General features: G+C 49.5%; 18 protein-coding genes. 10 read left to right on the top strand and 8 right to left on the bottom strand.

The genetic code is table 11. The features are described from left to right. Window positions 1-166: 166 nt before the first annotated feature. From Q4563_RS01570 to htpG, 3 genes are all read left to right on the top strand, one after another. Window positions 167-1,444, top strand: a complete 1,278-nt coding sequence (locus tag Q4563_RS01570) for an efflux RND transporter periplasmic adaptor subunit (RefSeq protein ID WP_303603390.1) — start codon at window positions 167-169, stop codon at window positions 1,442-1,444. Beyond that, window positions 1,441-4,545 carry an efflux RND transporter permease subunit gene (locus tag Q4563_RS01565; protein WP_303603389.1) on the top strand — a complete coding sequence of 1,035 codons (3,105 nt, stop codon included), beginning with the start codon at window positions 1,441-1,443 and terminating at the stop codon, window positions 4,543-4,545. Before Q4563_RS01570 ends, Q4563_RS01565 begins: the two co-directional genes overlap by 4 nt. 392 nt (window positions 4,546-4,937) lie before the next feature. Beyond that, window positions 4,938-6,845 (top strand): molecular chaperone HtpG, encoded by a 1,908-nt coding sequence (gene htpG, locus Q4563_RS01560; protein WP_303603388.1) that lies wholly within the window; start codon window positions 4,938-4,940, stop codon window positions 6,843-6,845. A gap of 652 nt (window positions 6,846-7,497) precedes the next feature. Here the strand turns inward: htpG and Q4563_RS01555 are convergent. Then, window positions 7,498-7,956 carry a methylglyoxal synthase gene (locus Q4563_RS01555; RefSeq protein WP_215977494.1) on the bottom strand — a complete coding sequence of 153 codons (459 nt, stop codon included), beginning with the start codon at window positions 7,954-7,956 and terminating at the stop codon, window positions 7,498-7,500. A 29-nt stretch (window positions 7,957-7,985) separates the two neighbouring features. Beyond that, window positions 7,986-8,822: an SDR family oxidoreductase gene (locus Q4563_RS01550; RefSeq protein WP_303603387.1), complete on the bottom strand. Its 837-nt coding sequence runs from the start codon at window positions 8,820-8,822 to the stop codon at window positions 7,986-7,988. A gap of 352 nt (window positions 8,823-9,174) precedes the next feature. Between Q4563_RS01550 and Q4563_RS01545 the strand changes: the two genes are divergently transcribed. Genes Q4563_RS01545 through Q4563_RS01535 form a run of 3 tightly spaced genes read left to right on the top strand, consistent with a single transcriptional unit; the run spans window position 9,175 to window position 11,263 of the window. After that, window positions 9,175-10,125 (top strand): SMP-30/gluconolactonase/LRE family protein, encoded by a 951-nt coding sequence (locus Q4563_RS01545; RefSeq protein WP_303603386.1) that lies wholly within the window; start codon window positions 9,175-9,177, stop codon window positions 10,123-10,125. A gap of 53 nt (window positions 10,126-10,178) precedes the next feature. Next, a complete protein-coding gene (locus Q4563_RS01540; RefSeq protein ID WP_215977491.1) occupies window positions 10,179-10,649 on the top strand; it encodes a DUF1289 domain-containing protein in 471 nt (156 codons plus the stop codon). After that, entirely contained in the window at window positions 10,649-11,263 is a 615-nt protein-coding gene (locus tag Q4563_RS01535) for a tRNA-(ms[2]io[6]A)-hydroxylase (protein ID WP_303603385.1), read from the top strand. Before Q4563_RS01540 ends, Q4563_RS01535 begins: the two co-directional genes overlap by 1 nt. A gap of 139 nt (window positions 11,264-11,402) precedes the next feature. Here the strand turns inward: Q4563_RS01535 and Q4563_RS01530 are convergent, their stop codons facing one another. Then, entirely contained in the window at window positions 11,403-11,909 is a 507-nt protein-coding gene (locus Q4563_RS01530; protein WP_303603384.1) for a DUF934 domain-containing protein, read from the bottom strand. Then, window positions 11,893-13,557: a nitrite/sulfite reductase gene (locus tag Q4563_RS01525; protein WP_303603383.1), complete on the bottom strand. Its 1,665-nt coding sequence runs from the start codon at window positions 13,555-13,557 to the stop codon at window positions 11,893-11,895. Before Q4563_RS01525 ends, Q4563_RS01530 begins: the two co-directional genes overlap by 17 nt. Window positions 13,558-14,070: 513 nt before the next feature. Here Q4563_RS01525 and Q4563_RS01520 point away from each other — a divergent pair. After that, window positions 14,071-14,562 carry a MarR family winged helix-turn-helix transcriptional regulator gene (locus Q4563_RS01520; protein WP_303603382.1) on the top strand — a complete coding sequence of 164 codons (492 nt, stop codon included), beginning with the start codon at window positions 14,071-14,073 and terminating at the stop codon, window positions 14,560-14,562. 27 nt (window positions 14,563-14,589) lie between these two features. Here the strand turns inward: Q4563_RS01520 and Q4563_RS01515 are convergent, their stop codons facing one another. Continuing rightward, complete coding sequence (locus Q4563_RS01515) at window positions 14,590-14,865, bottom strand: DUF2970 domain-containing protein (protein WP_303603381.1); 276 nt, start codon at window positions 14,863-14,865, stop codon at window positions 14,590-14,592. 104 nt (window positions 14,866-14,969) lie between these two features. On the opposite strand from Q4563_RS01515, the gene Q4563_RS01510 reads away from it, so the two are divergent. The 3 genes from Q4563_RS01510 to nfuA all read left to right on the top strand — a co-directional run bounded on the left by Q4563_RS01510 (window position 14,970) and on the right by nfuA (window position 17,182). After that, window positions 14,970-15,665 carry an RluA family pseudouridine synthase gene (locus Q4563_RS01510; RefSeq protein WP_303603380.1) on the top strand — a complete coding sequence of 232 codons (696 nt, stop codon included), beginning with the start codon at window positions 14,970-14,972 and terminating at the stop codon, window positions 15,663-15,665. Between the two features lie 2 nt (window positions 15,666-15,667). Beyond that, window positions 15,668-16,459 (top strand): potassium channel family protein, encoded by a 792-nt coding sequence (locus Q4563_RS01505; RefSeq protein ID WP_215977485.1) that lies wholly within the window; start codon window positions 15,668-15,670, stop codon window positions 16,457-16,459. Between the two features lie 135 nt (window positions 16,460-16,594). Then, window positions 16,595-17,182, top strand: coding sequence for a Fe-S biogenesis protein NfuA (gene nfuA / locus Q4563_RS01500; protein ID WP_215977484.1), 588 nt, complete (start codon window positions 16,595-16,597; stop codon window positions 17,180-17,182). A gap of 95 nt (window positions 17,183-17,277) precedes the next feature. On the opposite strand, the gene Q4563_RS01495 is transcribed toward nfuA, so the two are convergent. The 3 genes from Q4563_RS01495 to Q4563_RS01485 form a co-directional block, all read right to left on the bottom strand. Beyond that, window positions 17,278-18,366, bottom strand: a complete 1,089-nt coding sequence (locus tag Q4563_RS01495; RefSeq protein ID WP_215977483.1) for a 3-deoxy-7-phosphoheptulonate synthase — start codon at window positions 18,364-18,366, stop codon at window positions 17,278-17,280. A 133-nt stretch (window positions 18,367-18,499) separates the two neighbouring features. Next, window positions 18,500-21,949 carry a UvrD-helicase domain-containing protein gene (locus Q4563_RS01490; protein WP_303603379.1) on the bottom strand — a complete coding sequence of 1,150 codons (3,450 nt, stop codon included), beginning with the start codon at window positions 21,947-21,949 and terminating at the stop codon, window positions 18,500-18,502. Next, entirely contained in the window at window positions 21,946-24,642 is a 2,697-nt protein-coding gene (locus Q4563_RS01485; protein ID WP_303603378.1) for a PD-(D/E)XK nuclease family protein, read from the bottom strand. The genes Q4563_RS01490 and Q4563_RS01485 overlap by 4 nt, the downstream gene beginning before the upstream one ends. Window positions 24,643-24,741: the final 99 nt, after the last annotated feature.

Raw genomic sequence — 24,741 nt, 5'->3', positions numbered from 1 at the left:
CTTGTACCTTTCTTATTAGTCGATCCCTTTGTTGCCGTTCCTTGGCCCTCCCGCGTGTATAAAAAGCCCAGCTTCTCTAATTTACATTGTTTCACGGCTATGGCATTGTCGTTTTTATTTGTCTCCTGACTGGTTTGGGGGCTAATTAAGTCTAATGAGAAGTAGTATGAAAGACGGTCTAACCCCGACAAAAATCATAATACCGGTGGCCATTGTGCTTTTGGTGGCGGTCATTATTGTGGTGTTGGTTAATTCTAAGCCAACACCGGGTACCCGGCCTCAGAGCGATGGCCCTAAAATCAGTGTGGAGACGCTGCCAGTTCACAAGTCTGACATTGCCCCGGAGGTACTCTCGTATGGGCTGGTTGAGCCGCGCACTCAAACGCGTTTGGTCTCTCAGGTCGGTGGCCGGGTTGAGCGCATTTCTGAATCCTTTACCGACGGCAGTTTCTTCCAGAAGGGTGATTTGCTGCTGCAAATTGAGCCTACCGATTATGAAATCGAATTATCCATCGCCAAGGCAACGCTGGCGGAGGCGGAGCAGGCGCTGGCCGAAGAGGTGGCGCGGTCTGAGCAAGCGCGGGTGGATTGGGATCAGCTGGGTGGTAACGTCGCTGCGCGGCCACTGGTGCTGCGCGAGCCCTATATGCGGGCGGCGGAGGCTCGGGTGGCATCTTCTCAGGCATTGTTAAAGCAGGCGCAGGTGAATTTGGAGCGCACGTCAATCCGCGCGCCTTATGATGGCCGCGTGCTCTCCACCAGTGTGGATGTGGGGCAGGTCATTGCGAATAATACCGAGTTGGGTGAAATATACGCGACGGATGCGGTGGAAATTCGCCTGCCGGTTAAAAATCAGGATCTTGCACTGCTGTCTCTGCCGGAGGCCTATCGCACTCAGGCGCAGTCTACCGAACCATTACCCAAGGTGAGCATACGCTCTGAGTTAGCTCAAAACGAGGTGTGGCAGGGCAATATTGTTCGTACCGCGGGCAAAATCGACAGTAGTAGCCGGCAGCTCTATGTAGTTGCCCGAATAGAAGACCCTTTTGGCGAGCGCTCGGTGGGACGGTTTCCGTTAAAAATTGGTCAGTATGTAACCGCGATTATTGAAGGCGTTACTCAGGAGGGTGTCATTAGCATCCCCAACCAGTCTATTTATCAGGGCGCCTATGTGTATCTGTATCGTGACGGAGCGGTGTTTCGCACCCCGGTTGATATCGGTTGGCAAAATGGCGACTTTGCGATTATTACTCAGGGCGTTGAGGATGGTGACCAGGTTGTAACCTCGCCACTGGGGCAGGTTGTTTCCGGCACTTTGGTCAGTGTTTCATCCGGTCACAGCCCCGCTGCACTTGGTGGTGAATCCGACCTTAGTATGAGTAAAACGAAGGCGGGTGATTCAGATAGGGTTCCTACAGCCGAGCCTGCCGGAGCGGCACCATGATCAGTTGGTTTGCCAAGAACGATGTCGCTGCCAATTTATTGATGATTACCATTGCGTTGCTGGGTTTATACTCAATGAGCAACGTGATTAACCTGGAATTTTTCCCGGAGTTTGAAAGTCGGCGTATTACCGTTGATGTCACCTTGCGAGGCGCCACCCCGGAAGATGCCGAGCTCGGTTTGGCCACACGAATTGAAGAGTCGATTAAAGACCTGTCGGGCATTGAAGATTACAGCAGTGAATCCTCCGAGGGCGGCACCAGTGTTCGCATTAACGTAGAAGAGGGCTACGACCCGCGCGAACTTCTGGATGATGTTAAGGGGCGGGTGGATGCCATTAATACTTTTCCGGCAGATGCCGAGCGGCCGGTTATAACACTGTCCCGACGCCAGCGCGCAGCCATTACGCTCACCATTGCCGGTGATGTTTCCGAGCTTGAAATGCGAGAGTTGGTCGAGCAGCTTGAGCTTGATGTACTGCAATTACCCACGGTGACACAAGCTTCGATTGTCGGGGTCAGAGATTATGAAATTGCCGTCGAGCTTGAGCAAGACCGATTGCGCGAGTTTGGCCTGACCATTGATCAGGTGGCCGAGGCTATTGCGCAGAGTTCGCTCGATCTTTCCGGTGGCAATGTCGCCGCCTCAGGTGGCGATGTACTGATTCGTTCCAAGGGCCAGGCCTACCGCAAAAACGAGTACGAACGCATTGTGATTCGAGGCCTGCCCGATGGCACGCTGTTGCGACTGGGCGACATCGCTACAGTTTCCGATGGCTTTGAAGAAGAGGCGGTGCGAACCCGTTTTAATGGCCGCGTGGCCGCCATTTTAGATGTGTATAGCGTGGGTGACCAAAGCGTAATTAAGGTGGCCGATGAAGTTAAAGACTATGTGCACAAACGCCAGGCGACTCTAAACGACAATATTGAGCTTACCTACTGGAACGATAAGTCGACCGTCATTAAAAAACGCATTAATACCCTAACCAAAAATGCCATTCAGGGCGGCATTTTGGTAATACTGTTGCTGTCGTTATTTTTACGACCTTCTGTGGCCATTTGGGTGTTTTTAGGCATTCCCATCAGTTTTTGCGGTGCTTGGTTGATGATGCCCCTACTGGGTGTGTCGTTTAATATGATTACCTTGTTCGCCTTTATTATCGTGCTGGGTATTGTGGTTGACGATGCTATTGTCACCGGCGAAAACGTCTATACCCATTTACAGACATCGGAATCTGGCCTGTCGGCGGCTATTAATGGCACCAAAGAAGTCGCTGTCCCGGTGACCTTTGGCGTTATCACCACGGTGGTGGCTTTTATACCACTGATGTTTCTAGGGGGTAATCGCGGCAATATTTTTGCTCAAATTCCATTGATTGTGGTGCCGGTACTTTTATTCTCATTGGTGGAGTCTAAATTAGTTCTGCCCGCTCACTTAAAGCATATTCGGGTTGGCAAGGGTGAAAACTCTAGCAAGTTACAGCGCTGGCAGCGCGATTTTGCCAATGGCTTTGAGCGTGCCATTTTAAAGTTTTATCAGCCACTGCTGGAGCGTTGTTTACACAACAAACTCATTACCAGTTTATGTTTTTTTGGCGCGCTGGCGATTATTATCGCCGCCATTAATACCGGCCACACTCGATTTACCTTTTTTCCCCGAATTCCGAGCGAAACCGTCAGTTTGGATATTACCATGCCGACGGGCACACCGTTTGAGGTGACCGACTCTCATATGCAAAGAGTGCAGCAGGCCGCGCAAGACCTGCAAGCCAAATACACCGATGAGTCCTCCGGCGAAAGTATTATTAGCGATATTTTAGTACGTACCGGCGGTTTTGGTGGTGTTTCGCACCTGGGGCGGGCCAGGTTTGAGCTGGCACCGGCCGAGAGTCGTTCTATTAATGTGTCGAGTCTTGAATTGGCCAAAGAGTGGCGCGAGCAAATCGGCCCCATTCCCGGGGCGGAGAATCTTGCCTTTAGGGCGGAGTTTGGTCGCTCCGGTGACCCGATTGATATTGTTTTGCGCTCAGATAACCTTGAAGCGCTGCAGGCTATTTCGGCTGAAATTCAGGAAAAATTGGCCACCTACGATGGTGTGTTTGATATTAGCGATAGCCTGTCTCAGGGCAAAGAAGAGCTGCGCATCGACTTAAAACCCGAGGCGCACTTAATGGGCGTGACCCGCTCAGATGTTATCGGCCAGGTCAGGCAGGCGTTTTTTGGGGTGGAGGCTGAACGCATACAGCGCGGACGCAACGATGTGCGGGTTATGGTGCGCTTTCCGCGCAGCGAGCGTAACTCCACCGCCTATTTAAATAATATGCTAATCAGTAACGGGCAGGGCGTCGCGGTGCCACTGTCGCAAATAGCGACGCTGACCCCAGACTCCAGCCCGACGGAAATCAAACGCGAAGATGGTTTTCGGGTGGTCAATGTTGTGGCCGACGTGGAAAAAAATCGCGTTAACATGAGCGCTCTGGTGAGTGATTTAACGCTCTTTGTGGACGATGTCATCGCACGTTACCCGGGCGTCAGTTATTCATTAAGTGGTGAGCAAGAAGAGCAGGCCGAGTCTATGCTGAACTTCTATTACGGCTTGGGCGCGGTCTTGTTTGTAATCTACTGTTTGTTGGCAATTCCGTTTAAGTCCTATGTTCAGCCCTTTATTGTTCTGTTAATAATTCCTTTCGGTGTCATCGGCGCCATGGTGGGGCACTGGGTGATGGGCATGACATTAACCATTATGAGCCTGCTCGGCATGTTGGCGCTAATGGGTGTGCTGGTCAACGACTCACTGGTACTGGTGGATTACATTAATAAAAAGTCCGCCGAGGGGCGCAGTGTTATGGATGCACTCCTTACCGCGGGCGCGGCGCGCTTTAGGCCGGTGATGCTCACATCGCTCACGACCTTTTTTGGCTTAATGCCCTTGTTGTTTGAAAAGGAAACTCAGGCTCAGTTCTTGATTCCTATGGCGATTTCACTAGGTTTTGGCATCATTTTTACCACCTTTGTCACCTTGTTAATGGTGCCGGTCAACTACCTTATTTTCCACAATTTGAGCCAGTGGTTCGCTAAGTTGCGCACCGGCTCATCGGCCTAAGTCTAAGCTCTCCTGCGTTATGGGCCATTACCCCGTAACGCTTGCGGGTTACGGGGTGGGGCACTCACGCTTAATGGGTTATAGGTAGATTGTGCTATAGCGCTGTCTGGGTGGGCCCGGGCAGGTTCTAAAGGCTCTAAGGTCAACTAATCCGGCGATTCCTGTGACTTTATCCTTTTATAATAATCATAAATATCAATGATATAGCATGTGTTCTTAATGTTATTTGTTATTCCTGTATATCACCTTCCTCAGACTTTTACCGCGCAAGGTTTTTCCACTGCTGCAGGGCTTGAAAACTTAAGCTTAGCCCCCAATTATTGAACCAGACGTAAACAGCCCTAACGGCTAGGTACTTTATAGTAGGTTCTTTGTAGATAGGAGCGAACCCGATGACCCTAGAAGCCCAAAAAGAAACCCGTGGCTTTCAGACAGAAGCCAAGCAGCTTCTGCACCTAATGATCCACTCGCTGTATTCCAACCGCGAAATTTTCCTGCGTGAGCTGGTCTCTAACGCCTCTGATGCGGCCGATAAGCTGCGATTTGCGGCCGTAAAAGATGACGCTTTGTACGAGGGTGACTCAGAGCTTCAGGTGCGCGTCAGCGTCGATAAAGACGCAAAGACCATTACCATTAGTGATAATGGCATTGGCATGAACCGCGACGAGGTCATTGAGAACCTGGGTACTATTGCCAAGTCTGGCACTGCGGCCTTTATGGAGCAGCTAACCGGCGACGACAAAAAAGACGCCCAACTGATTGGTCAGTTTGGTGTGGGCTTTTACTCCTCTTTTATTGTTGCCGACAAGGTAGTTGTGACAACCCGCAAGGCCGGCAGCGCTGCTGACCAAGGGGTGCGCTGGGAGTGTGATGGCGACGCCGAGTTTGAGATTGAAAATATCGAAAAAGCGGGCCGCGGTACCTCAATTGAGCTGCATGTAAAAGCTGACGCTGAAGAGTTTCTCGATGACTGGCGTCTGCGCACTATCATTAAGAAGTACTCAGACCATATCGCAATTCCGGTGGTTATGCAGAAGCAGCAACCAGTGGGCGAGGACGAAGAAACCCCCGCTGAGCCGGAAGATGAGGTGATCAACACCGCTACCGCCATGTGGACGCGTTCACGCTCTGAGGTGAGTGATGAAGAGTACAAAGAATTTTATAAGCATGTGAGTCACGACTATGCGGACCCATTAACCTGGAGCCACAATCGGGTAGAGGGCAAGTTGGATTATACAAGCTTGCTGTTTATTCCTGCCAAAGCGCCATACGATCTTTATAATCGCGACGGTGCCCGTGGCCTAAAACTCTACGTGCAGCGTACTTTTATTATGGACGATGCCGAGCAGTTTTTACCGTTGTACCTGCGCTTTGTTAAAGGGGTGGTCGACTCTAACGACTTGTCACTCAATGTGTCGCGGGAGATTTTGCAAAAAGATCCGAACATCGACTCCATGCGTACCGCGTTAACGAAGCGTGTGCTGGATATGTTGACCAAACTTGCCAAAAACGACCCTGAGCAATATCAAACCTTTTGGAATGAATTTGGCGAAGTAATCAAAGAGGGGCCAGCAGAAGATTTTGCCAACCGCGAAAAAATTGCCAAGCTGTTGCGTTTTGCCAGTACCCACACCGAAACCGATGCGCAAGATCAGTCGCTGGACGATTACATTGTCCGCATGAAAGAAGGGCAAGATAAAATCTATTACATAGCGGCGGATAATCACAACACAGCTAAAAACAGCCCACACCTTGAGGTCTTCCGTAAAAAAGGCATTGAAGTGTTATTGCTGTCAGATCGGGTAGATGAATGGCTGATGAGCCACCTGATGGAATTTGACGGTAAGTCACTTGCCGACGTAGGTAAAGGTGAGCTGGACTTAGGCGGCATGGATTCTGAGGAAGAGAAGAAAACTCAGGAAGAAGTGGCCGAAAACATGAAGCCCTTAATCGAGCGTGTGCAAAAAGCACTGGGTGAAAAAGTGGCTGAAGTACGCATTACCCATCGCCTGACGGACTCACCCGCGTGCGTGGTTGTGCCGGAAGATGAAATGGGTGCGCAAATGCGCCGCCTGTTAGAGCAAGCCGGTCAAAAAGTGCCTGACTCTAAGCCTATTTTTGAGTTAAACCCCGAGCACCCGCTGGTTAAGAAGCTCGATCAAGAGCAAGACGAAGACCGCTTTGCGGACTTGTCTGATGTGCTGTTCGATCAGTCGAGCTTAGCCGAAGGCGCTCACTTAGCGGACCCGGCAGCCTATGTGAAAAAGCTTAACAAGCTACTGCTTGAGTTGAGCCATTAGTAGGTAGCTACAATAGATAGACCAGTACCATGCGCTTGGGTCTTGAAAGTTAGCTGTTAAGGTTTGAGCATATTGCATAAAAAAGCCCGCGTTAGCGGGCTTTTTTTATGGCTCCTCGTAAGTTTGTTTAGTATCCACTGATCTATTCGGTAATACCGTGGATACTGATTGAGCACATAAGCTTGGTCGGCATTTGAATACCCATTAGCTATTCAGGGCATACTGAGCATGCAAGTAGCTTTGCAACAACATTCGAGAGTTGGTTCAATAGCTAACGCTTTAAGCCCCTACAACTGAGCCGAACGGATACTTATTTTAGAGGGTAAGTGAGCAGGACGCTCACGCAAGTATCGTCAGGGCATGGATGACCTGTCGATACGGCCCACTACAATAGGCTGGAGAGAGGGAACCCGTAGGGCCAGATGTCGGGCTGGCCTTTCTTTTTGTTACTTTGATTTGGCCACGCAAAGAAAAGTAACTCGCCACGCTCGGCGACACGAGTTTATAAGGTATCCGCGTATGCGGCAGCCTTCTACAGCCTTTATTGATAGCGTCACATTGTAAAATTAATTTTTCGCTTAAATCGTGCGACCCCTTATTTCGACATGTAGATAATAAACATGGCTCCACACAGATCTACAAAAGATCTTTTTTATTGGGTGCGATTTTTGATATAACTCTCATAATCGGGCACGCTGCGATTAAACTCAGTTGAAAACAGCGGTGAGCTGACCATAAAGTCAGCACTGATAATGTTACAGGCGACCGGAATATTCCAAACCGCGGCGATACGCAGTAGTGCTTTTACATCTGGGTCGTGGGGCATAGGCTCAAACGGGTCCCAAAAGAAAATAAGAAAATCCACTTTACCTTCGGTTATCAATGAGCCCACTTGCTGGTCGCCACCTAAAGGCCCGCTGATTAAACGCTCAATGGTTAGGCCTGTTGCTTCACTGATAACCGATCCGGTTGTGCCGGTGGCATACAGGGTGTGGCTGGCTAAAACCGCTTTGTGCTCCCGGCACCATTTAACAATATCGGGTTTTTTATTGTCGTGTGCGACCAAGGCTATGGATTTATTGGCCGGCAAGGTTATTTCTTTATAATCCATGATGTTACCTATAATTCTGGCAGTAAGATTTAACTGGAAATACGCCCCAATATTTTATCCATCATTCTGGTGGATAAAAACCGCTTTAATGTCCCCATCAAATAAGTTGGGAAGGTGACGTAGTAGCGGGGCTTGGCTCGTTTCGCGTTTAAGGCGTGGGTCAGTCTTTTATAGACCGCCTCTGGGCCCAAAGTGAATTTTGAGGCAGGGCCTTCTTTGGCCAACCGGTGTACAGCGGCGGCGTATTTAAAGCCGTGCCGGCTTTCATTAAAATCAATATTACTCTCTAAAGCTCGCAATGCATTTTTGCGAAAGTCGCTGGTAATAGGTCCGGGTTCAATCAAAGACAGTTGAATGTCGGTGTCGGCCAACTCTAAGCGCATGGTGTCGGCCATGCCTTCCAGGGCAAATTTGCTCGCGTTGTAAGCACCGCGAAATGGCATGGCGGCAAAGCCCAGAACCGAGCTGTTATGAATAATACGCCCGCCATTGTGCTTAAGCATTACCTTGATAACGGCATTGGTTAATTCACACCAGCCAAAAAAATTGGTTTCAAATTGTTTGCGCAGGGTTGCGCGGGTTAGATCTTCAGCCGCGCCGGGCTGACCATAGGCGCCGTTGTTAAACAGGGCATCGAGTTTGCCGTCGGTTAACGCTAAGGCTTGCTCCAACCCCTGAAAAATACTGTCAGAGTCGGCCACATCCAGCTGAATGGCTTGCAACCCTTCGGACTTTAGCCGGTCGACATCCTCTGAGTGCCGGCAACTGGCAATTACCTGCCAGCCGTCTTGCTTGAGAGCGTGAGCGCAATAATAACCGATGCCGGTAGAGCAGCCGGTGATTAAAATACTGCGTTGCTGGCTCATGTTTACTCCTTGGTGATCAATAGTCCACAGCTGGCAATACTCGCTGCCGTTGCTGAGCGTGTTAGTGAGAGCAGAGTGTAAAGTGTTTGCTCAGTTCCTGCCATTGCAGGCTGACTTTCAAGTGAATGGAGTTGTTGCTGTAAAGGGGCGCCGGCAGGTCGCAGTGGTGCGTTAAAGTGCTGCAACGTACTCATTTTTCAACAGAAACCGTTATGGGCTCGTGGTCAAAGCTCGCTATTGGGTTATAAATTAGCTGTGATAGCGCAATCATTTTGCTATTATGCTGTCAAAGCGTTGGGCCCCATTCGCTAAAGTCAACGGCCCGATGCCATAACAATCATAAGGAGAGCCCATGCACCGTATTCAAAAAATCACTCTTTCCAGTGGATTATTTATAGCCTCGTTAGTTGCCTCTTCCATGGCTTTGGCCGGGGAGGGGATTTGTACGGCCCCAGCAGGCAAGGCACCACAAGGATCGCTACAGCCACAACGCCTGAGTGTGGCGGATAACACAGCAGCAGGCTTGTATGAGGGGCCGGTATGGCACAATAACACACTGTACTTTTCGCATTTTTTGTTTTCTGAGGGCTTTCCCTCCAAGGTGCTGGCTTACGATGGTCAGACCTTGTCTGTCGCCATAAAAGACTCAGGCTCTAACGGCTTGGCGATCGACGGGCAGGGCCAGCTTTTGGCCGGGGCACACAAACACAAAGCGGTGGTCCAGCTGGATATCGGATCGGGTAAAGCGACCCCCGTGGCGAGCGAGTATCAGGCCAATGTGTTTAACTCCCCCAATGATTTAACCCTTGCCCGCGATGGCAGCCTGTTTTTTACCGACCCTGACTTTCAGCGCGCAGCGGCCCCCGGCGGTCAGCCCGTCACCGGTGTATATCAGGTTAAAAACGGCGAAGTAACGCTGATTGACGACACCATAGCTAATCCCAATGGTATTGCCCTAAGCCCGGATCAAACCACTTTGTATGTGGCTGGTGGCGGCGAACATGGCTTTGTCCGAGCTTATGATTTGAGCGGCGATTTACCTTATTCGCAGCGTACTTTTGCCTCAGACATTACCGTACCCGATGGTATGGCGGTGGATTGCCTGGGTAATATCTATGTAACCGAGCATACCGCTCAAAGAATGCGGGTGTTTAGCGCCGCCGGAGAGCAAATTGCCGAGGCCCAGTTTGATGCCAATGTGACCAATGCAGCGTTTGGCGGAGTGCAGGGCACCACACTTTATGTGACCGGTATGGGGGCGCTGTGGGAAATTGAGCTGGATGTAGCGGGAATGCCTTACTGAACCAAGCTGCGAGTGATAAAATGCAGGCTGTTGGTTTGTGTTAGCGGAGTCCCATGTCTGTATTCAACCCTGTAAAAACCCCCTGTGTTGGTATTTGTTCAACAGGCATTGGTGATAGCGTCTGCCGGGGGTGTAAGCGTTTTTCCCATGAAGTGATTCACTGGAACGGTTATACCGAAGCTCAGCGTCAAATTATCGCGCAAAGGCTGGAGGGCTACCTGACTCAGTTGGTGGCTAATCGCTTTACCATCGTCGACGAAGCTCTCCTGTTAACCCAAATCGAGCATCAGCAAATTAACTTTAAACCCGAGCAGTCACCGTATTGCTGGGTTTTCGATTTATTGCGAGCAGGGGCCAGTCAGATTGCGACACTTGCCGATTATGGTTTGCAGCTCAACACGCCTTGGCGCGATCTGCCCCTGCCCACTATACGCGATGATATTGATAAAGATTTTTATGCACTCTCTTGCGCCTACTATGAACGATATATCGCCCCAGGTTTGGCCGCTACCGAGCAATTTTAATGACTGATATTACTCCGATCACCGACTTCCTAAAGTGCGAAACTCCCCAGGGCTGGATTGACAATGCTATTGCCAATCCGGCAATTCTATTGCTGGATCATGCCAACTGCGAAAAAAAGGCGGCATCGACGGCAATGCAGCTTATGTATCGCTATGTATCCGATTTCGAGCTGCTCAACAAAATGTCGCGCCTAGCCCGCGAGGAGTTGCGTCACTTTGAGCAGGTGATTGCTATTATGCAGTCACGCGGCATCGCTTATGAGCAAATCAGCGCGGCTCGCTATGCCGCCGAATTGCGTAAGCCTGTGCGTACCCACGAGCCCGCGCGCTTGATTGATACCCTTATTGTGGGCGCCATTATAGAGGCGAGATCCTGCGAGCGATTCGCCAAGCTGGCGCCATTTTTAGACGATGAGCTACAAAAGTTTTATTTGTCTTTATTAAAGTCCGAGGCGCGTCATTTTCAAGACTATTTACAGCTTGCACAAAAAGCCGCAGGAGATGAATCCATTGCAGAACGGGTAGAGCACTTTTTGCTATTGGAGCAAACCTTAGTCATGGGTGAGGATGATGAATTTCGTTTCCACAGTGGCCCGGTAGAGGCGCAAGCCTAGTTGGCAGCAAAACATTAAATCACTTTTACTGCTCCTGTCTGTAATATCTATCCACAAAAAAGCCGATCAGTTTTTAAAACTGATCGGCTTTTTTGATTGTGAATGGTCTGCTTTTTACTGCAGGACCACCTTGGCGTTGTTAAGCGCTGCGACGGCGAAATAACGGCTGGGGCTGGTTCACGCTGGCCTGGTAATACTCGGTGAAATCATTGAGTGATTTCATGGCTTCGGTTAAATCGATGCTTTCGTCTTCAAACTGAAAAGCGTTAACACCACAGCGGGACAAATAACACATTTGATCGCGAATAAAAGCGCCGATAGCGCGAAGCTCGCCACCAAAATGAAAGCGCTCGCGCAATAAGCGCGCAGTTGAAAAGGCGCGACCATCCATAAAGCCCGGGAAATTAACCGCCACCAGAGGCAGTGTGCTTGCAGCTTCACCGAGATCAAAAGCGCTTTCGTCGCTATCGATCCAAACGCCAATGTCAGAGCGGTGAGTCAGGCTATCTTTCTGTGCTTGCCACACCGATAAAGGCACAATAACGCAACCGGCCGGAATCACAACCGCTTCGGGGCTGTCATCGGGTTTGTCGAGTAAGGTCCATTGGTCTTCCGTGATCGCGCCGTCTTTAACTAGCTTTGGCATAAACTCGCTCCTTAAAAGGGGTGATACCGATACGCTGATAAGTATCGATAAATAGTTCTTCGTCGGTGCGGTTTTCTAAAAAGACATCCACTACCTTTTGTACCACTTGGGGCATGTCGTCAGCGCCAAAAGCCGGACCTAATACTTTGGCCAGCGATGCGTTATTACCGGCGTTGCCTCCCAGCATCACCTGATAAAACTCCTGACCTTTTTTGTCCACACCGAGAATGCCAATATGTCCCACATGGTGGTGACCGCAGGCGTTCATACAGCCCGAGATATTCAGGTCCAGGTCGCCCAGATTATAGACGTAATCGAGATCGCTAAACTGACGCTGAATTGCCTCGGCAATAGGGATGGATTTGGCATTGGCCAGAGAACAAAAATCGCCGCCGGGGCAGCAGATAATATCAGTAAGGGTGCCGATATTCGGTGTTGCAAAGCCCGCAGATCGGGCCGCCTCCCACAAGGCAAACAGATCCGACTTTTTCACATCGGCCAGCACCATGTTTTGTTCATGTGTGGTGCGCACTTCACTAAAGCTATATTGATCGGCCAGGTCGGCGATGACTTCCAATTGACCATCGGTGATATCGCCCGGTGCAATCCCTGTCGGCTTCAGGGACAGGGTAACCGCCGCGTAGCCGGCTACTTTGTGGGGGCGTACATTGCGCTCAAGCCATTTGCTAAAGGCGCGATTGTCGGCCGATTGCTGCTCGAGAGCGGTTTGCACGGCATCGTCATTGAGCGTTTCATAGGCGGGCTCAGTGAAGAAGGCTTTCGCATTGTCGAAATCTTCATCGCGTAGGGTGCTGGGCGACTCTTTAATTTGCTGCCATTCTTGCTCTACCGCTTCGGCAAAAACATCGGCACCCATGGCGCGCACTAATATTTTAATGCGTGCTTTAAATTTGTTATCGCGGCGCCCGTGCAAGTTGTACACCCGCAAAATAGCTTCCAGGTAGTTCAATACTTCCAGGCGAGGCAAAAACTCACGAATAACACTGCCGATAACGGGTGTACGGCCCAAGCCGCCACCGACGATTACTTTAAATCCGATCTCGCCATTATTGTCGGTCACCAATTGCAAGCCAATATCGTGAACCTGAATGGCTGCGCGATCTAGCTCAGAACCTGAAATGGCAATTTTGAACTTGCGTGGCAAAAAGGCAAATTCAGGGTGAAAACTCGACCACTGACGAATAATTTCACAGTAAGGGCGTGGGTCGACCACCTCATCGGGGGCAGTGCCTGCAAACTGGTCCGAGGTAATGTTGCGTATACAGTTACCACTGGATTGGGTACCGTGCATTTCAACCTCAGCCAGCTCCGCCAGAATGTCAGGCACTTGCTCTAGATCTGGCCAGTTGTACTGAATATTTTGACGAGTACTGACATGACAATAGCCTTTGTCGTAATCTCGCGCTATGCGGGCCAAACGGCGTAGTTGAGTGGTGTTTAACATGCCGTAGGGCACATTAATTCGCAGCATAGGCGCTAGACGCTGTACATACAGGCCGTTTTGTAAGCGCAAGGGCAAAAACTCAGCTTCACTTAAGCTACCGTCAAGGTAGCGACGGGTTTGGTCACGAAACTGAGCCACGCGTTGGCTTAAGATGTCGTGGTCATATTTGTCGTATATATACATAAATCAGTGTACCGTTACTGAAATGACCCCCTATTTGGGGTTCCGCAGGCGCGCAAGGATACAGCAAAATGGCCGTATTCGCGAGAGCTGAAAAACGCGCAACATAGCAGTTAAGCTGCGGATTTTGAACGAATTGTTTTCTATATAAAGCTAAACATTAGTTATATGGGCTCAAAACCTTGCGCAGCAGGGTAAGATTCTGTATAAGAAATAACCATTGGAGTGTCACTGCATGGATTGCAGTTAATGGAAATTGTGCCCAAAATGACTTACTCGGCACATAAAAACTCGAAAAATCATATAAATAACTGGGAGAATAAAAACAATGAATGATCAAATTGAAATGCAAGAGCAGGGTGATGGTGTGGCTGATGCAGTTGCGGCACTATGTCTTATTGCTGTTTTTGTAACCGCTTGTATTTTTTGGATCAGCGGTCAGTAATCGGTGTTTTGACTCTCTGCCGGGGCTACAGGCTGCGGCAGAACTTCCCCCATATTTGATATTTCTACCGCATGAAGCCAACTGACTCTGACCTAACCGATAGCGGCCGTTTACAAGCCCATAATAGCCTTATTTACTGGGTAAACCGCTTGGCCAGCTCTATGCGTGAAACCTTTAATGAAGCCCTTGCGGAGCAATCCATTACCTGGCCACAGTGGTTGAGCTTAAATGTGCTCGCCCACGGTGAGGCCGACACACCTGCTCAAATTGCCGACAGTATCGGTATCGATCGTTCTGCGGTGACAAGATTACTGGACCGTTTGGCTGAAAAAGAATTGCTGACACGGGTCCACGATGATGGTGATCGCCGCTGCGTACGCATTGCTCTTACCGCCTTGGGTGAAAGTAAAATGCAGCAAATAGACCAGTTAGCCATGCAGCATCAACAGCGCTTTTTAGCGCAATTGCCGGCCACAGAGGTTCGAGTGTTCAAAACGCACATTCAAAAACTGCTGCGTGAAGGGGGTATTGAATCGAGCCGCCAGTGGCGCAATATCGACTAACCGGCCGTTGCTGGTGGTTAGGGTAAGTCAGTGACTGGCCAGTAAATAATTGACCAGTACCACCAAGCCGCCAATAAAAATACCCATAAATATCACACCTGAGACAATATAAACTTTTAAGTTGCCGCCCGAAAAGTCTCGCTCTCGATTTTTATTGCTCTGTACACCCAGCGCTGCTGCCAGCGTGCTGAGCACTACCTGAGCAAACCCCAGAGGCTTATTCTCTTTAGTGGACGGAGCTTCAGTGTGAGGCTCAACGTGGGCATTTGTGTCATTGCGAGTTTGCATTTCGGGGTTATCCATCAGGTCAGATAGGGTAAACTGTTGCTAAATTCTATCATAGCTTGTGTCATCCGCTCTTGGCTCGGTTGCCGGCATGAAAATCCCATTATTTATAAGATCCGTGCATGAACAATAATACTCCACCTGCGGCCGATCAGTTGACCGTTTTACCCAAATGCCACGATCCGGTGCGCATTTTACGGTGCGATAAAGACTTTTTATTGATCGAAAAGCCTGCTGGGCTGCTTTCAGTCCCCGGTCGCAACCCAGCCAATCATGACTGTGTGGCGTCGCGCCTGCAGCTGGAGTACCCCACGGTCAGTATCGTGCATCGCCTCGATTTTGACACTTCCGGTATTATGGTCGTCGCTCTCAATAAGCCCGCGCACGCCAAAATAGCCCGCCAATTTCAGGAGCGGCAAACCTTCAAACTCTACTACGCGGTAGTAGCGGGGGGCCCGCCAGAGCAGAGCGGCGTTATAAATCTGCCCATTGCACCCGATGCCGAAAACCGGCCCAAGTGTAAAATTGACCCCGAAGGTAAGCCATCGGTGACTCACTACAAAGTATTAGCGTTTGACGAGGCGCTCAATCGTAGCTTGGTGGCACTCGAACCCAAAACAGGGCGTTCACACCAACTGCGTTTGCATATGGCTCACTTGGGGTGTCCTATACTGGGGTGTGAGTTTTACGCGCCCGAGGCGACGCGAGCGCTAGCCGACCGACTACTATTACACGCCAGTGAGCTGCGCTTTACCCATCCGCATGATGATTCGGAGGTTTCAGGCGTCGCCGAACGGCCATTTTGGCGGAGTATCTAGCAATGCGTCACTCTCTTGGCCGCTTGCGTGTGTGGCTCTATTTTCAGCTGGAACCAAAAGCCTGGGGTTATGGCTTATCGCCATTTAACTGGGTGATATGCGCACTGATTGCCCTGTCTTCTACCTTGGCGATACTGGAAACTGAGCCTGGGGTGCGCGAGGGCCGCGAGGCTTTAATTCATGGCCTAGAGCTTGTGTTCAGCAGTGTCTTTCTCGTGGAGTATATCGTTCGGGTTTGGTGCTGCGTGGAAAATCGCCACTATCGTCACCCGTTTAAAGGCCGCTTGGCGTACCTACTGTCGCCCGCGGCCGTACTCGACTTATTGGCGGTTTTGCCCTTGCTGCTAGGGGTGGTCGGCCCCCAGACTTTACTCCTGCGTTTTGTTCGTTTGTTACGTATTGTGCGCCTTGCCAAGTTTGGGCGCTTTTCACGGGCGGTTCACCGAATTAATGTGGCGGTGCGCTCGCGCGGCTACGAGCTCTCCATCAGTATGATTATTGCACTGAGTTTTATGGTGTTTGCCTCAATTCTGCTCTATTTTGTGGAGGGTGATGTCCAACCCGAGGCATTTGGCAGCATTCCACGAGCGCTCTGGTGGTCGGTGATTACGTTTACCACCGTGGGTTACGGCGATGTTTATCCAATAACGCATTTGGGCAAGGTGCTGGCCGGGCTGACTGCTATTGCGGGCATCGCACTGGTGGCAATGCCTACCGGTATATTGGCGTCGGCTTTTAGCGATGCCATGCAGCGCGGTCGATTTGAAGAAGATGAGATTAAAAAGAAGAATTAAGCTCTGGCTGGGTGGCCCTTGAGCGCCCGTGGAGTAAATAAATGTTTTGACGGATCCACAGTATTTTCAATATGGCGCGAATTCGAGTAAAATACCTGAGTAATTTGATCAAGTATCTAGGTAAGTAGAATAGTTATGGTTGCAGTTGATATCACACCTTCCGCCCAGCAGTACCTGAAAGAGCTCCTGCAAAAGCAGGAAAACAATGACGGTATGGGCATCCGTATGTTCGTCGCTAACCCAGGCACAGCCAAGGCTGAAACCTGTATCGCTTATTGTCGTCCCGGGGAAGAAAAAGAAGGCGATGTCAGCATGGAGCTAGAAGGTTTTAATGCGCTGTTTGAAGAGCGCAGCCTGCCTTTTTTGAAAGATGCGAAAGTAGACTATTCAGCCGATAAAATGGGTGGTCAGCTTACTATCCGCGCCCCCAACTCCAAAATGCCACAGGTTACTGATGACAGTCCTCTCGAAGATCGGATTAGTTATATTCTGTACAACGAGGTAAACCCGGGGCTAGCAGCACATGGCGGAGAAGTAAGCCTGGTGGAAATAACCGATGATGGCTACGCTATTTTACGCTTTGGCGGCGGTTGTCAGGGGTGTAGTGCAGTGGATATGACCCTCAAAAATGGGGTGGAAGTCGCCCTAATGGATAAACTGCCAGAGTTAAAAGGCATACGCGATATAACCGACCACACTGATCGCACCCAAGCCTATTATTAATGGCTAACGTATCGCCATAACGACAGGCATTAAAAAAGGGGCGCTAAATGCGCCCCTTTTTTAATGCCGGCGAGTTTTAACTCGCAATAAGTCGTTTACGACTTATTGCGTTGAGCCAGTGCCGGCTTGATCTTGTCTCGCATAGAGCGCAAGGCTTTTTCGGTGGCTTCCCAGTCAATACAAGCATCCGTTACCGAAACACCGTATTCCAATTGGCTTAAGTCATCTGGAATCTTTTGGTTGCCGGCGCCTATATTACTCTCAACCATCAGGCCGATAATAGACTTATTGCCATCCACGATTTGGTTGGCCACATTGTCCATAACCAATGGCTGTAGGTTGTGATCTTTGTTGGAGTTGGCGTGGCTACAGTCAACCATAACGTTGGGCACAACTTTCGCTGAGTTCAGCTCGTCTTCGCACATGGCAACACTGACAGAGTCGTAATTGGGCTTACCATTGCCGCCGCGCAATACCACATGCCCGTAACCATTGCCTTGGGTGTGAATAATAGAAACCTGACCGTCGGCGTTAATACCGAGGAAGCGGTGCGGCTTAGATACCGATTGCAAGGCGTTAATGGCCACGGTTAGGCTGCCGTCGGTGCCATTTTTGAAGCCGACCGCAGAAGACAGGCCGCTGGCCATTTCGCGGTGAGTTTGCGACTCAGTGGTACGCGCACCAATGGCAGACCAGCTGATTAGGTCTTGCAGGTACTGAGGTGAAATTGGGTCCAGCGCTTCGGTAGCCGTCGGCAGACCAAGCTCGGCGATGTCGAGTAAGAGCTTACGACCAATATGCAAGCCTTCTTGAATTTTGAAGGAATCGTTCAAGTAAGGGTCGTTGATCAAACCTTTCCAACCTACCGTAGTGCGAGGCTTTTCAAAGTAAACACGCATTACGATGTAAATCGTGTCGCTAACCTCTTCGGCAATTTTCTTTAGCCGGGCGGCGTAGTCTTTGGCGGCTTCGACATCGTGGATAGAGCAGGGGCCTATAACCACAAATATTCTGTCGTCTTTGCGCTCCAGAATATTGCGAATCGTCTGGCGACCTTCGGTGATTACTTTACGAGCCGCGTCGGATAAGGGCAGCTCGCGCTTCAATTCTGCGGGAGAAATCAACAACTCTTGAGAGACTACGTTGACGTCATCAACGGCATTTTCTGTAACTTCGTGTGACATTCGCTTTCCAGTTATCGCTATGTTAACCACCCATAATGGGTTCATGGGGCTATTCTACTGAAATTTAACGGTGTTTTGTGGATGTTTTTAGCAATTGTCGCTATTTGTTTTGGCTATATTCGCCAAATTGGACTTAATAGAGAATCAATGCGTGCTCCTCGGGCAGTAGAGGATTGTAAATAGCACATTGTAGGGTGTGCTCTGAACCTGAGAATAGGTCGCGATATCGCTCTAGCTGGGGCCTGTATTCCTCTTTTAAGCGGGTCACAAAACTCTCCAAGGCTTCGTCTGGCTCTTTTTGGGTGGTTTTATAATCAATAATCCAGCGCGTATCGCGCTCAATAAATGTCCGGTCAATCACATGGCGTCGAGTCGCGGTCTGTGATTTAGAATAGAGCTCTAGCTCGGTTAGGCTCGACTCATGCTGATTATTTAACAGCCAACACCCAGTGCGGGTACTGAGTGCCTGTGTGATGGCGTGGCGGGCAATCTCGATGCATTGATTTTGATCTTCGGGCAAAACACCGCTTTTCAACAAAATGGATCGCCAAGCCTTTTCCCGATTAAGACAATAAGTTTCTGTCTCATCAGGTAGCCCGGTAAGGCACAATTGCTCGAATATACTGTGAATTAGAGTGCCGGTAATTCGCAACAAACGAGCATGTTTAGGCTCATATTCTGGCAGGTTGCGTGCATTTTCAGGCGGCGGTGTCTCGGTGCGTAGATGGGCCAAGGTAGGGTTGTCCGCCAGGGCCGGGCAGCTCCAGTTCGCTTGCAGTCGTCGAATATATGTCCCCGGGTGGCTGGATGGCGCCTGTGACGATTGGTTGCGTTCGGGGTTGGGCGCAATAAATTTGAGTGTTGTTTCCAGCAGTGGCCACAGTTGTTTTAACAATCCCTGAGGCTTGGTGTTGGCCGGGACAGGAGCTTCGCCGTCGGATGGTTCCGTTGTTTGAACGCAGCCGGTTAAATAAAGGTTTTCAATCGCGCGGGTGCAGCCCACATAAAACAAGCGGGTCAACTCATATTCACTTTGTAGCTTTTGTTCGTATTTTAGATGTTGATAAAGGGCCCCTTGATCATCGCCTGTAGGGGCCACCGGGCTCAATAGCAAATGAGCCTGCCCCTGTAGATCGAGACGTTCTCGCCAGAGTATAAGTTGTTTGTCATCATTGGCTGAGCGGCGGTCTAGACCGGCAATAAACACGGTATCAAACTCAAGCCCTTTTGATTTGTGCAGGGTCATTAATTGGATGTTGCTGTGTGCATTGGCCGTGTCTGAGAAGAGCTTTTCAATTGCACGGTCAAACGCTGGCCAGTCGGTAATTCTGCCAGCGCTATCGTGGTTTTGAAGTAGGTTGAAATATTGTTCGGCATCACGATGGTCCGAATCGCGAAGAAGTCCGGCCGGGCCACCAAGGGCCAACCATGTGCCATAAATCCAACTGGCTAAGGATTTTCGCCCCGATTGTGAAAAGCTCGACTTGAGAGTTGTTACTAACCGAGTACAAATCATTTGTCCGTCATTGGATAGCTGCTGTAAACGCTCGTCGTTTTGCAAGATCTGCCAGATAAACTCAAAGCCCTGAATGTCGCGATCTTTGGCCTCACGGTCAGATTCACCCACAAGCGTGCATAAATCAAAATGATCCAGTCCAACCCAAGGCGTGCGCAAAAGCGATAACCAGGCAATTCGATTATCGGGCTGCAGCATCACTCGGGTTAAGGTAAGCAGGTCAATAATAACCATTCGTCCAGCCAGTGACTCCATATCCTGGGCAATATAATCCAGGCGACGTTTTCCCAGCTCTTGCATGATTAATTGCAAATGCGAGCGCGCCCGACCTAATACCGCAATGGATGCATCGGGCCTACGTTCTTGAGTTTGAATAATTAAATCGACAATATGCTCAGCTTCTCGCTGACGGGCTTGATCTTTGTTAACAATGGCCGAATCGAAATGACTGAGATAGGTAACCACCGCCGGCTCTTGCGTCTTGGGCTTAAAAGCGTCAGAGGGATTGTATTTGACTGCCCCTCGGGAAATGTCATCCTGTGAAGGAAATGCCTGGGCAAACGTTTGGTTGACCCAATCTACAACGCCTGCTTGCGAACGAAAGTTAACGGTCAAATCCAGCGGGTGCAACGTTAAATCACCGATTCCTTGACGCCTGGCTTTTAAAAACAAACCCACATTGGCATTGCGAAAGCCGTAGCACGATTGCATGCCGTCGCCGACTAGAAATAGTGTTCGACCGTCGCCAGCCTCCCAACCTGTGGTTAATTTTTCTAATAATTCAAATTGTGGTAATGACGTGTCTTGAAACTCATCGATTAAAATATGTTGAATTTGATGATCCAGCTTTAAAAGTATATCGCTGACTTGCTCTTCATCTTTTAAAGCGTGCAAAGCGGCCAATGCCACTTCGGTAAAATCACTAGCGCCGCGCGCGGCGAATACCACCCATAATTGCGCCACTAAACGGGGTAGAATTTGAGACAGTGCATTTAATATTGCCCACTCATTATCGCTATAACGAAATGCAGGTAACGTTTTGATCTCACGCAAGGCTAGTAGAGCCTCGGGGGCGCAATCTTGCAAAGTCTCTACGATCATTAAAAACTGATCTTTAAGTGGTTTTCCCACTTTGCCGGCAGGGAATCCGGTACGTTTATCTTGTCGCTTACGATAGTCGCCACTTGAACTTAAAAAGATCTGCCCCAAGGCTTGCCACAGGTTGTACTTATCAACTTGAGCGGCGGGTAAACCAATGGTCCCCTTAAAGCACGTGTAAGGGTTGTCGGGATCCTCCTCTGCTAAATAGCTGCCAATTCCGTCCAGTAATTGGCCTATGTCGGATTGCACTGGCCATAACAGCTCCGTCAGATAAGCAAGATGCTCCTCAACGACTTGTTCGAGAGAGCTTTCGAGAGATTGTCTTGCGGATTCGCCGTTTACCGACATAATTAAAGGTAACCACTGTTCGCGTTTGCCCAATAGGCGAACAAGAAGTTCAACGACCTTTTCCAGCTGATTATCTAAGTGTGCTGCAAGCTCGATTAAAGCCTCGCCGGTGGCGTTATCGACCTCCATTTCGCTTAATAAATTTTGCGCTGCTTCCCGGTAAGCACTCTCTGGGTCATCTAAGTTGTCAGGCGCACCACCCAATTTACTGTCAATAGGCAATTGCGAGACGATAGAGCGAGATAAGCCATCGATGGTCAGTATTTTTAGCCGGTTGGGGTTGTTTAATAACTGCCAATTCAACTCGCTGTCTCGGGCTAAAACGTCTTTGGCAGTTTGCCAAAGTGATTGTTGATGAGCTTGCCCCGGCATGGCGTTGTCGCGTGCATCAATTAATGCATGGAGCACACGCTCTTGCATCTCGCTCGCAGCTTTGTTAGTAAAGGTGATGGCGAGTACTTGTTCAGGACTTTTTACGGTTAGCAATAACTTGAGTAAGCGGTGCGTTAAAAGGCCAGTTTTACCAGAACCGGCGGGAGCTGACACGGCAAAAGAGCGCTCCGGATTAAGCGCTTCTTCGCGTGCAACGTGATCACTAGGCTGTACGATTGTATTCATGGGCGGTTTTGGCTCCAGCGAGCGAGTTCACTGTGTTCATTAATACGGTTTAAGCTGATAAGGTCTTGTTCAAATCTTTTACTTTGTTCAAAGCGGTAATCCACAGGCGCATACCCCGTGGTTATTTCATTCAACAAGCCCGATAGCTGTTCTCGCCAAACTTGCAGTTGCGCCTGCCAAGATTCACTCTCTGGTTCGCTTATACCCTTAATACTTATGTTGTCGCCCCAACCGGTAAAAGCGGTTGAATGGCTGTTGAGCGTGGCGAAACTAATTCCTTGCACCTCTGAAGGGTTGATTTCACAGGCATAGAGCGGTAACTGTGGGTCAAAAAAACTCGCTGCCTGCCAGTTCTTAGTGGCTGTCGCCCCGGTTTTATAGTCGATAATCAGTGTGCCTTTCCCATCTAAGGTGTCTATTCGGTCCACTTGTACGTTCAGTTGGTAACCGGATAAATCAATAGCGTAGAGCTGCTCTATCGCGGTTACTGTAAAGTCAGGCCGCTGTCGTTCCTCGTCAATCCATTTATTCAATAATTTAATGAGACGTATTTTTTCTTTTGCGATAAAACGCGGCCCTAAGGTTTGATTCAATTGGTTGTTAGCCTTCGCTAAGACCGGGTCGATTAAGCTTGCAAACAATTGCTGGATTTTCTCCTCTGACATATCGATGAGCGCAGCTTTGTTGCCGACGGTTTGCCAAAAATCAGCCAGAATTTGATGCAAAATATTGCCACGGTCTAAAGCTGACAAACCCAGGATTGGTTCATCAAAGGCTCTGGCTCCCAAACGAAATTTAGCCAGCGCCGAGAACGGGCAGGTGGCCTGCATCTTGAGTATTCCGGTTCCGCCAGGTAGGCGGCCAGGTGGTAAGGCGGGTGCGTATTCACAGTTAACGATTTCAAGCTTGGATAATGTCGATACGGTTAAATAGTTTTTTTGCTGAGTACTTTGCTCTGTGAGCACAACCTCATTCATCGAGTGTGCAGGGCAAAGCTCCTCAATGATTCGGCTTACTTGTAAATGCCGGTCGCCACTGATGGTGGGATAGCTGAAAACCACTTGTGGAGCACTATGTAACAAGCGCTGGGTCAAGCGAGCTGCATAGTTGAGCTCACGTTCTGAGCTCGATTTAGGCATACCCCAGTCACGCTGCAGTTGTACCGGCAACAAAGGGTTGGGGCTGGCCGCCGGTGGCCAGGCGCCATTGTGCATACCCATAACCCATAAGTCCGTGAATTGTAACCCTGCCGCTTCTAGCGTGCCTAAAATTTGAATGGGGGAGTCTGGTGTTTGCGCCTGAAAAGGGGTACGGCGAAGCGTATTACTCAACGATTCCAGGTAATCCCAAAAACTGCAAATAGGGTGCACCAAGCTCAGAGTATCTAACTCCTCTAGTACTTGATAAAACATGGCTACTTGCTGATGCTCCATGCTGTTTAAAACACGATCACCCGGCCAATAAAATAAATTCAGTAATTGAAGAAGTTCTTGCTTCCAGTGATGAAATTTTTTCTGTGCATTCCAATTTCTAGATTGAGACGCCACTTTCACTAAGCAGCGTTGTAACGTGTAGAGCTCCTCGCTGTCACTTTCAATGTCTGGCAAATCACTAAATACTTGTCGGATACTGCCTAGCGAATACTGCTGGGCAGCTTTTTTGCGAATTTGATTAATCGCTTGTTGCCGTGTTCGCCACTCGATCGAATATTGGCCAATATACCGATTGCCAATAAAGTCACAGGCCGAGGTTAAGTTGTGTTTTTTCAATAGCCCTTGTGCCAGCATCAGTGCAGCATCAATGATAGGAGTGTCCGCCAGAGGGGTGCCAGCCGAAAAGTTATAGGGAGCAACTTCAGCAGGGGTTGTGGGCATCGGTTGCAGCGGCGAGAAAACCGATTGAAAAATACCTTCCACCTGATGCCGGATTTGACCTAAATTAGGGATAACAACCCCAATAACGGCATCCGGTTGTCGCTGTAGGATACGATTCGACCATAACGCCGCCTGCAATATTTCATCTGGGGTATCGGTGAGCGCTTGCAGGTGAACCTGATTTGGGTTGGTTTGAGAGGTTATTGTTTCCGCATTTGGCAGCGCCGCCTGAATAAATTGGGTGACCAATGGGGTAAAGTCATCAAAACCGTAGAGTAGGGCACCCTCTTCAAAGGGTAGGTGGCCGGCGTTTATAGCATGAATTAACAAGTGTTGAATGTTTTCTTCGGTGGATAGTCGATAGTCGGCTAAAGCTTTATGATAGGCTAAATACCACACATCAAATGGGTGGCTGGTCTCATTGGTTTGTTGCGCTTCACGCAAGGTTTGTATTGGGCAAAGCCAGGCATCGAGCGCCATACGGGCCGATTCTGCTTGTGAAATCAGGCGATTGGATTGCAGCAATTGCTGAGCTGTGGCGTAGTGTTCGATCACAACTCGCCAGAGGTAATCGCGCTGATGGGCGCCAATCAAAGACAGGTCATTATCTGGCAGGCCTGATAATTGATAACGAACCCACAATTGTTGCTGCCATTGGCTCAGTGTCAATACCCGCGGAGCTACCCATGAATGATTATTTTGCTGGCTATTAAAGGCTCTAAGTATCTGATTTTTCTGCCTATTGTTGGCGGTGACAATCAGTTTTCCCGCTCTCAGTGCCGGCTCAAAAGCACTGATATCCATTAAAATAGCTGACATGTCCATCCCATAATTGCGTTAAGTTTTAAAGTTTAAAGCTGTAAGGGAGTGCACCGCAACATTTTTGCTGTAGGCATCCCAAAGGGCTAAATTTGATAT

The sequence above is a fragment of the Gilvimarinus sp. 1_MG-2023 genome (assembly GCF_030548285.1).
Note: the sequence above shows the minus strand (reverse complement) of the source record. Positions and strands in the feature narration are given on the sequence as shown.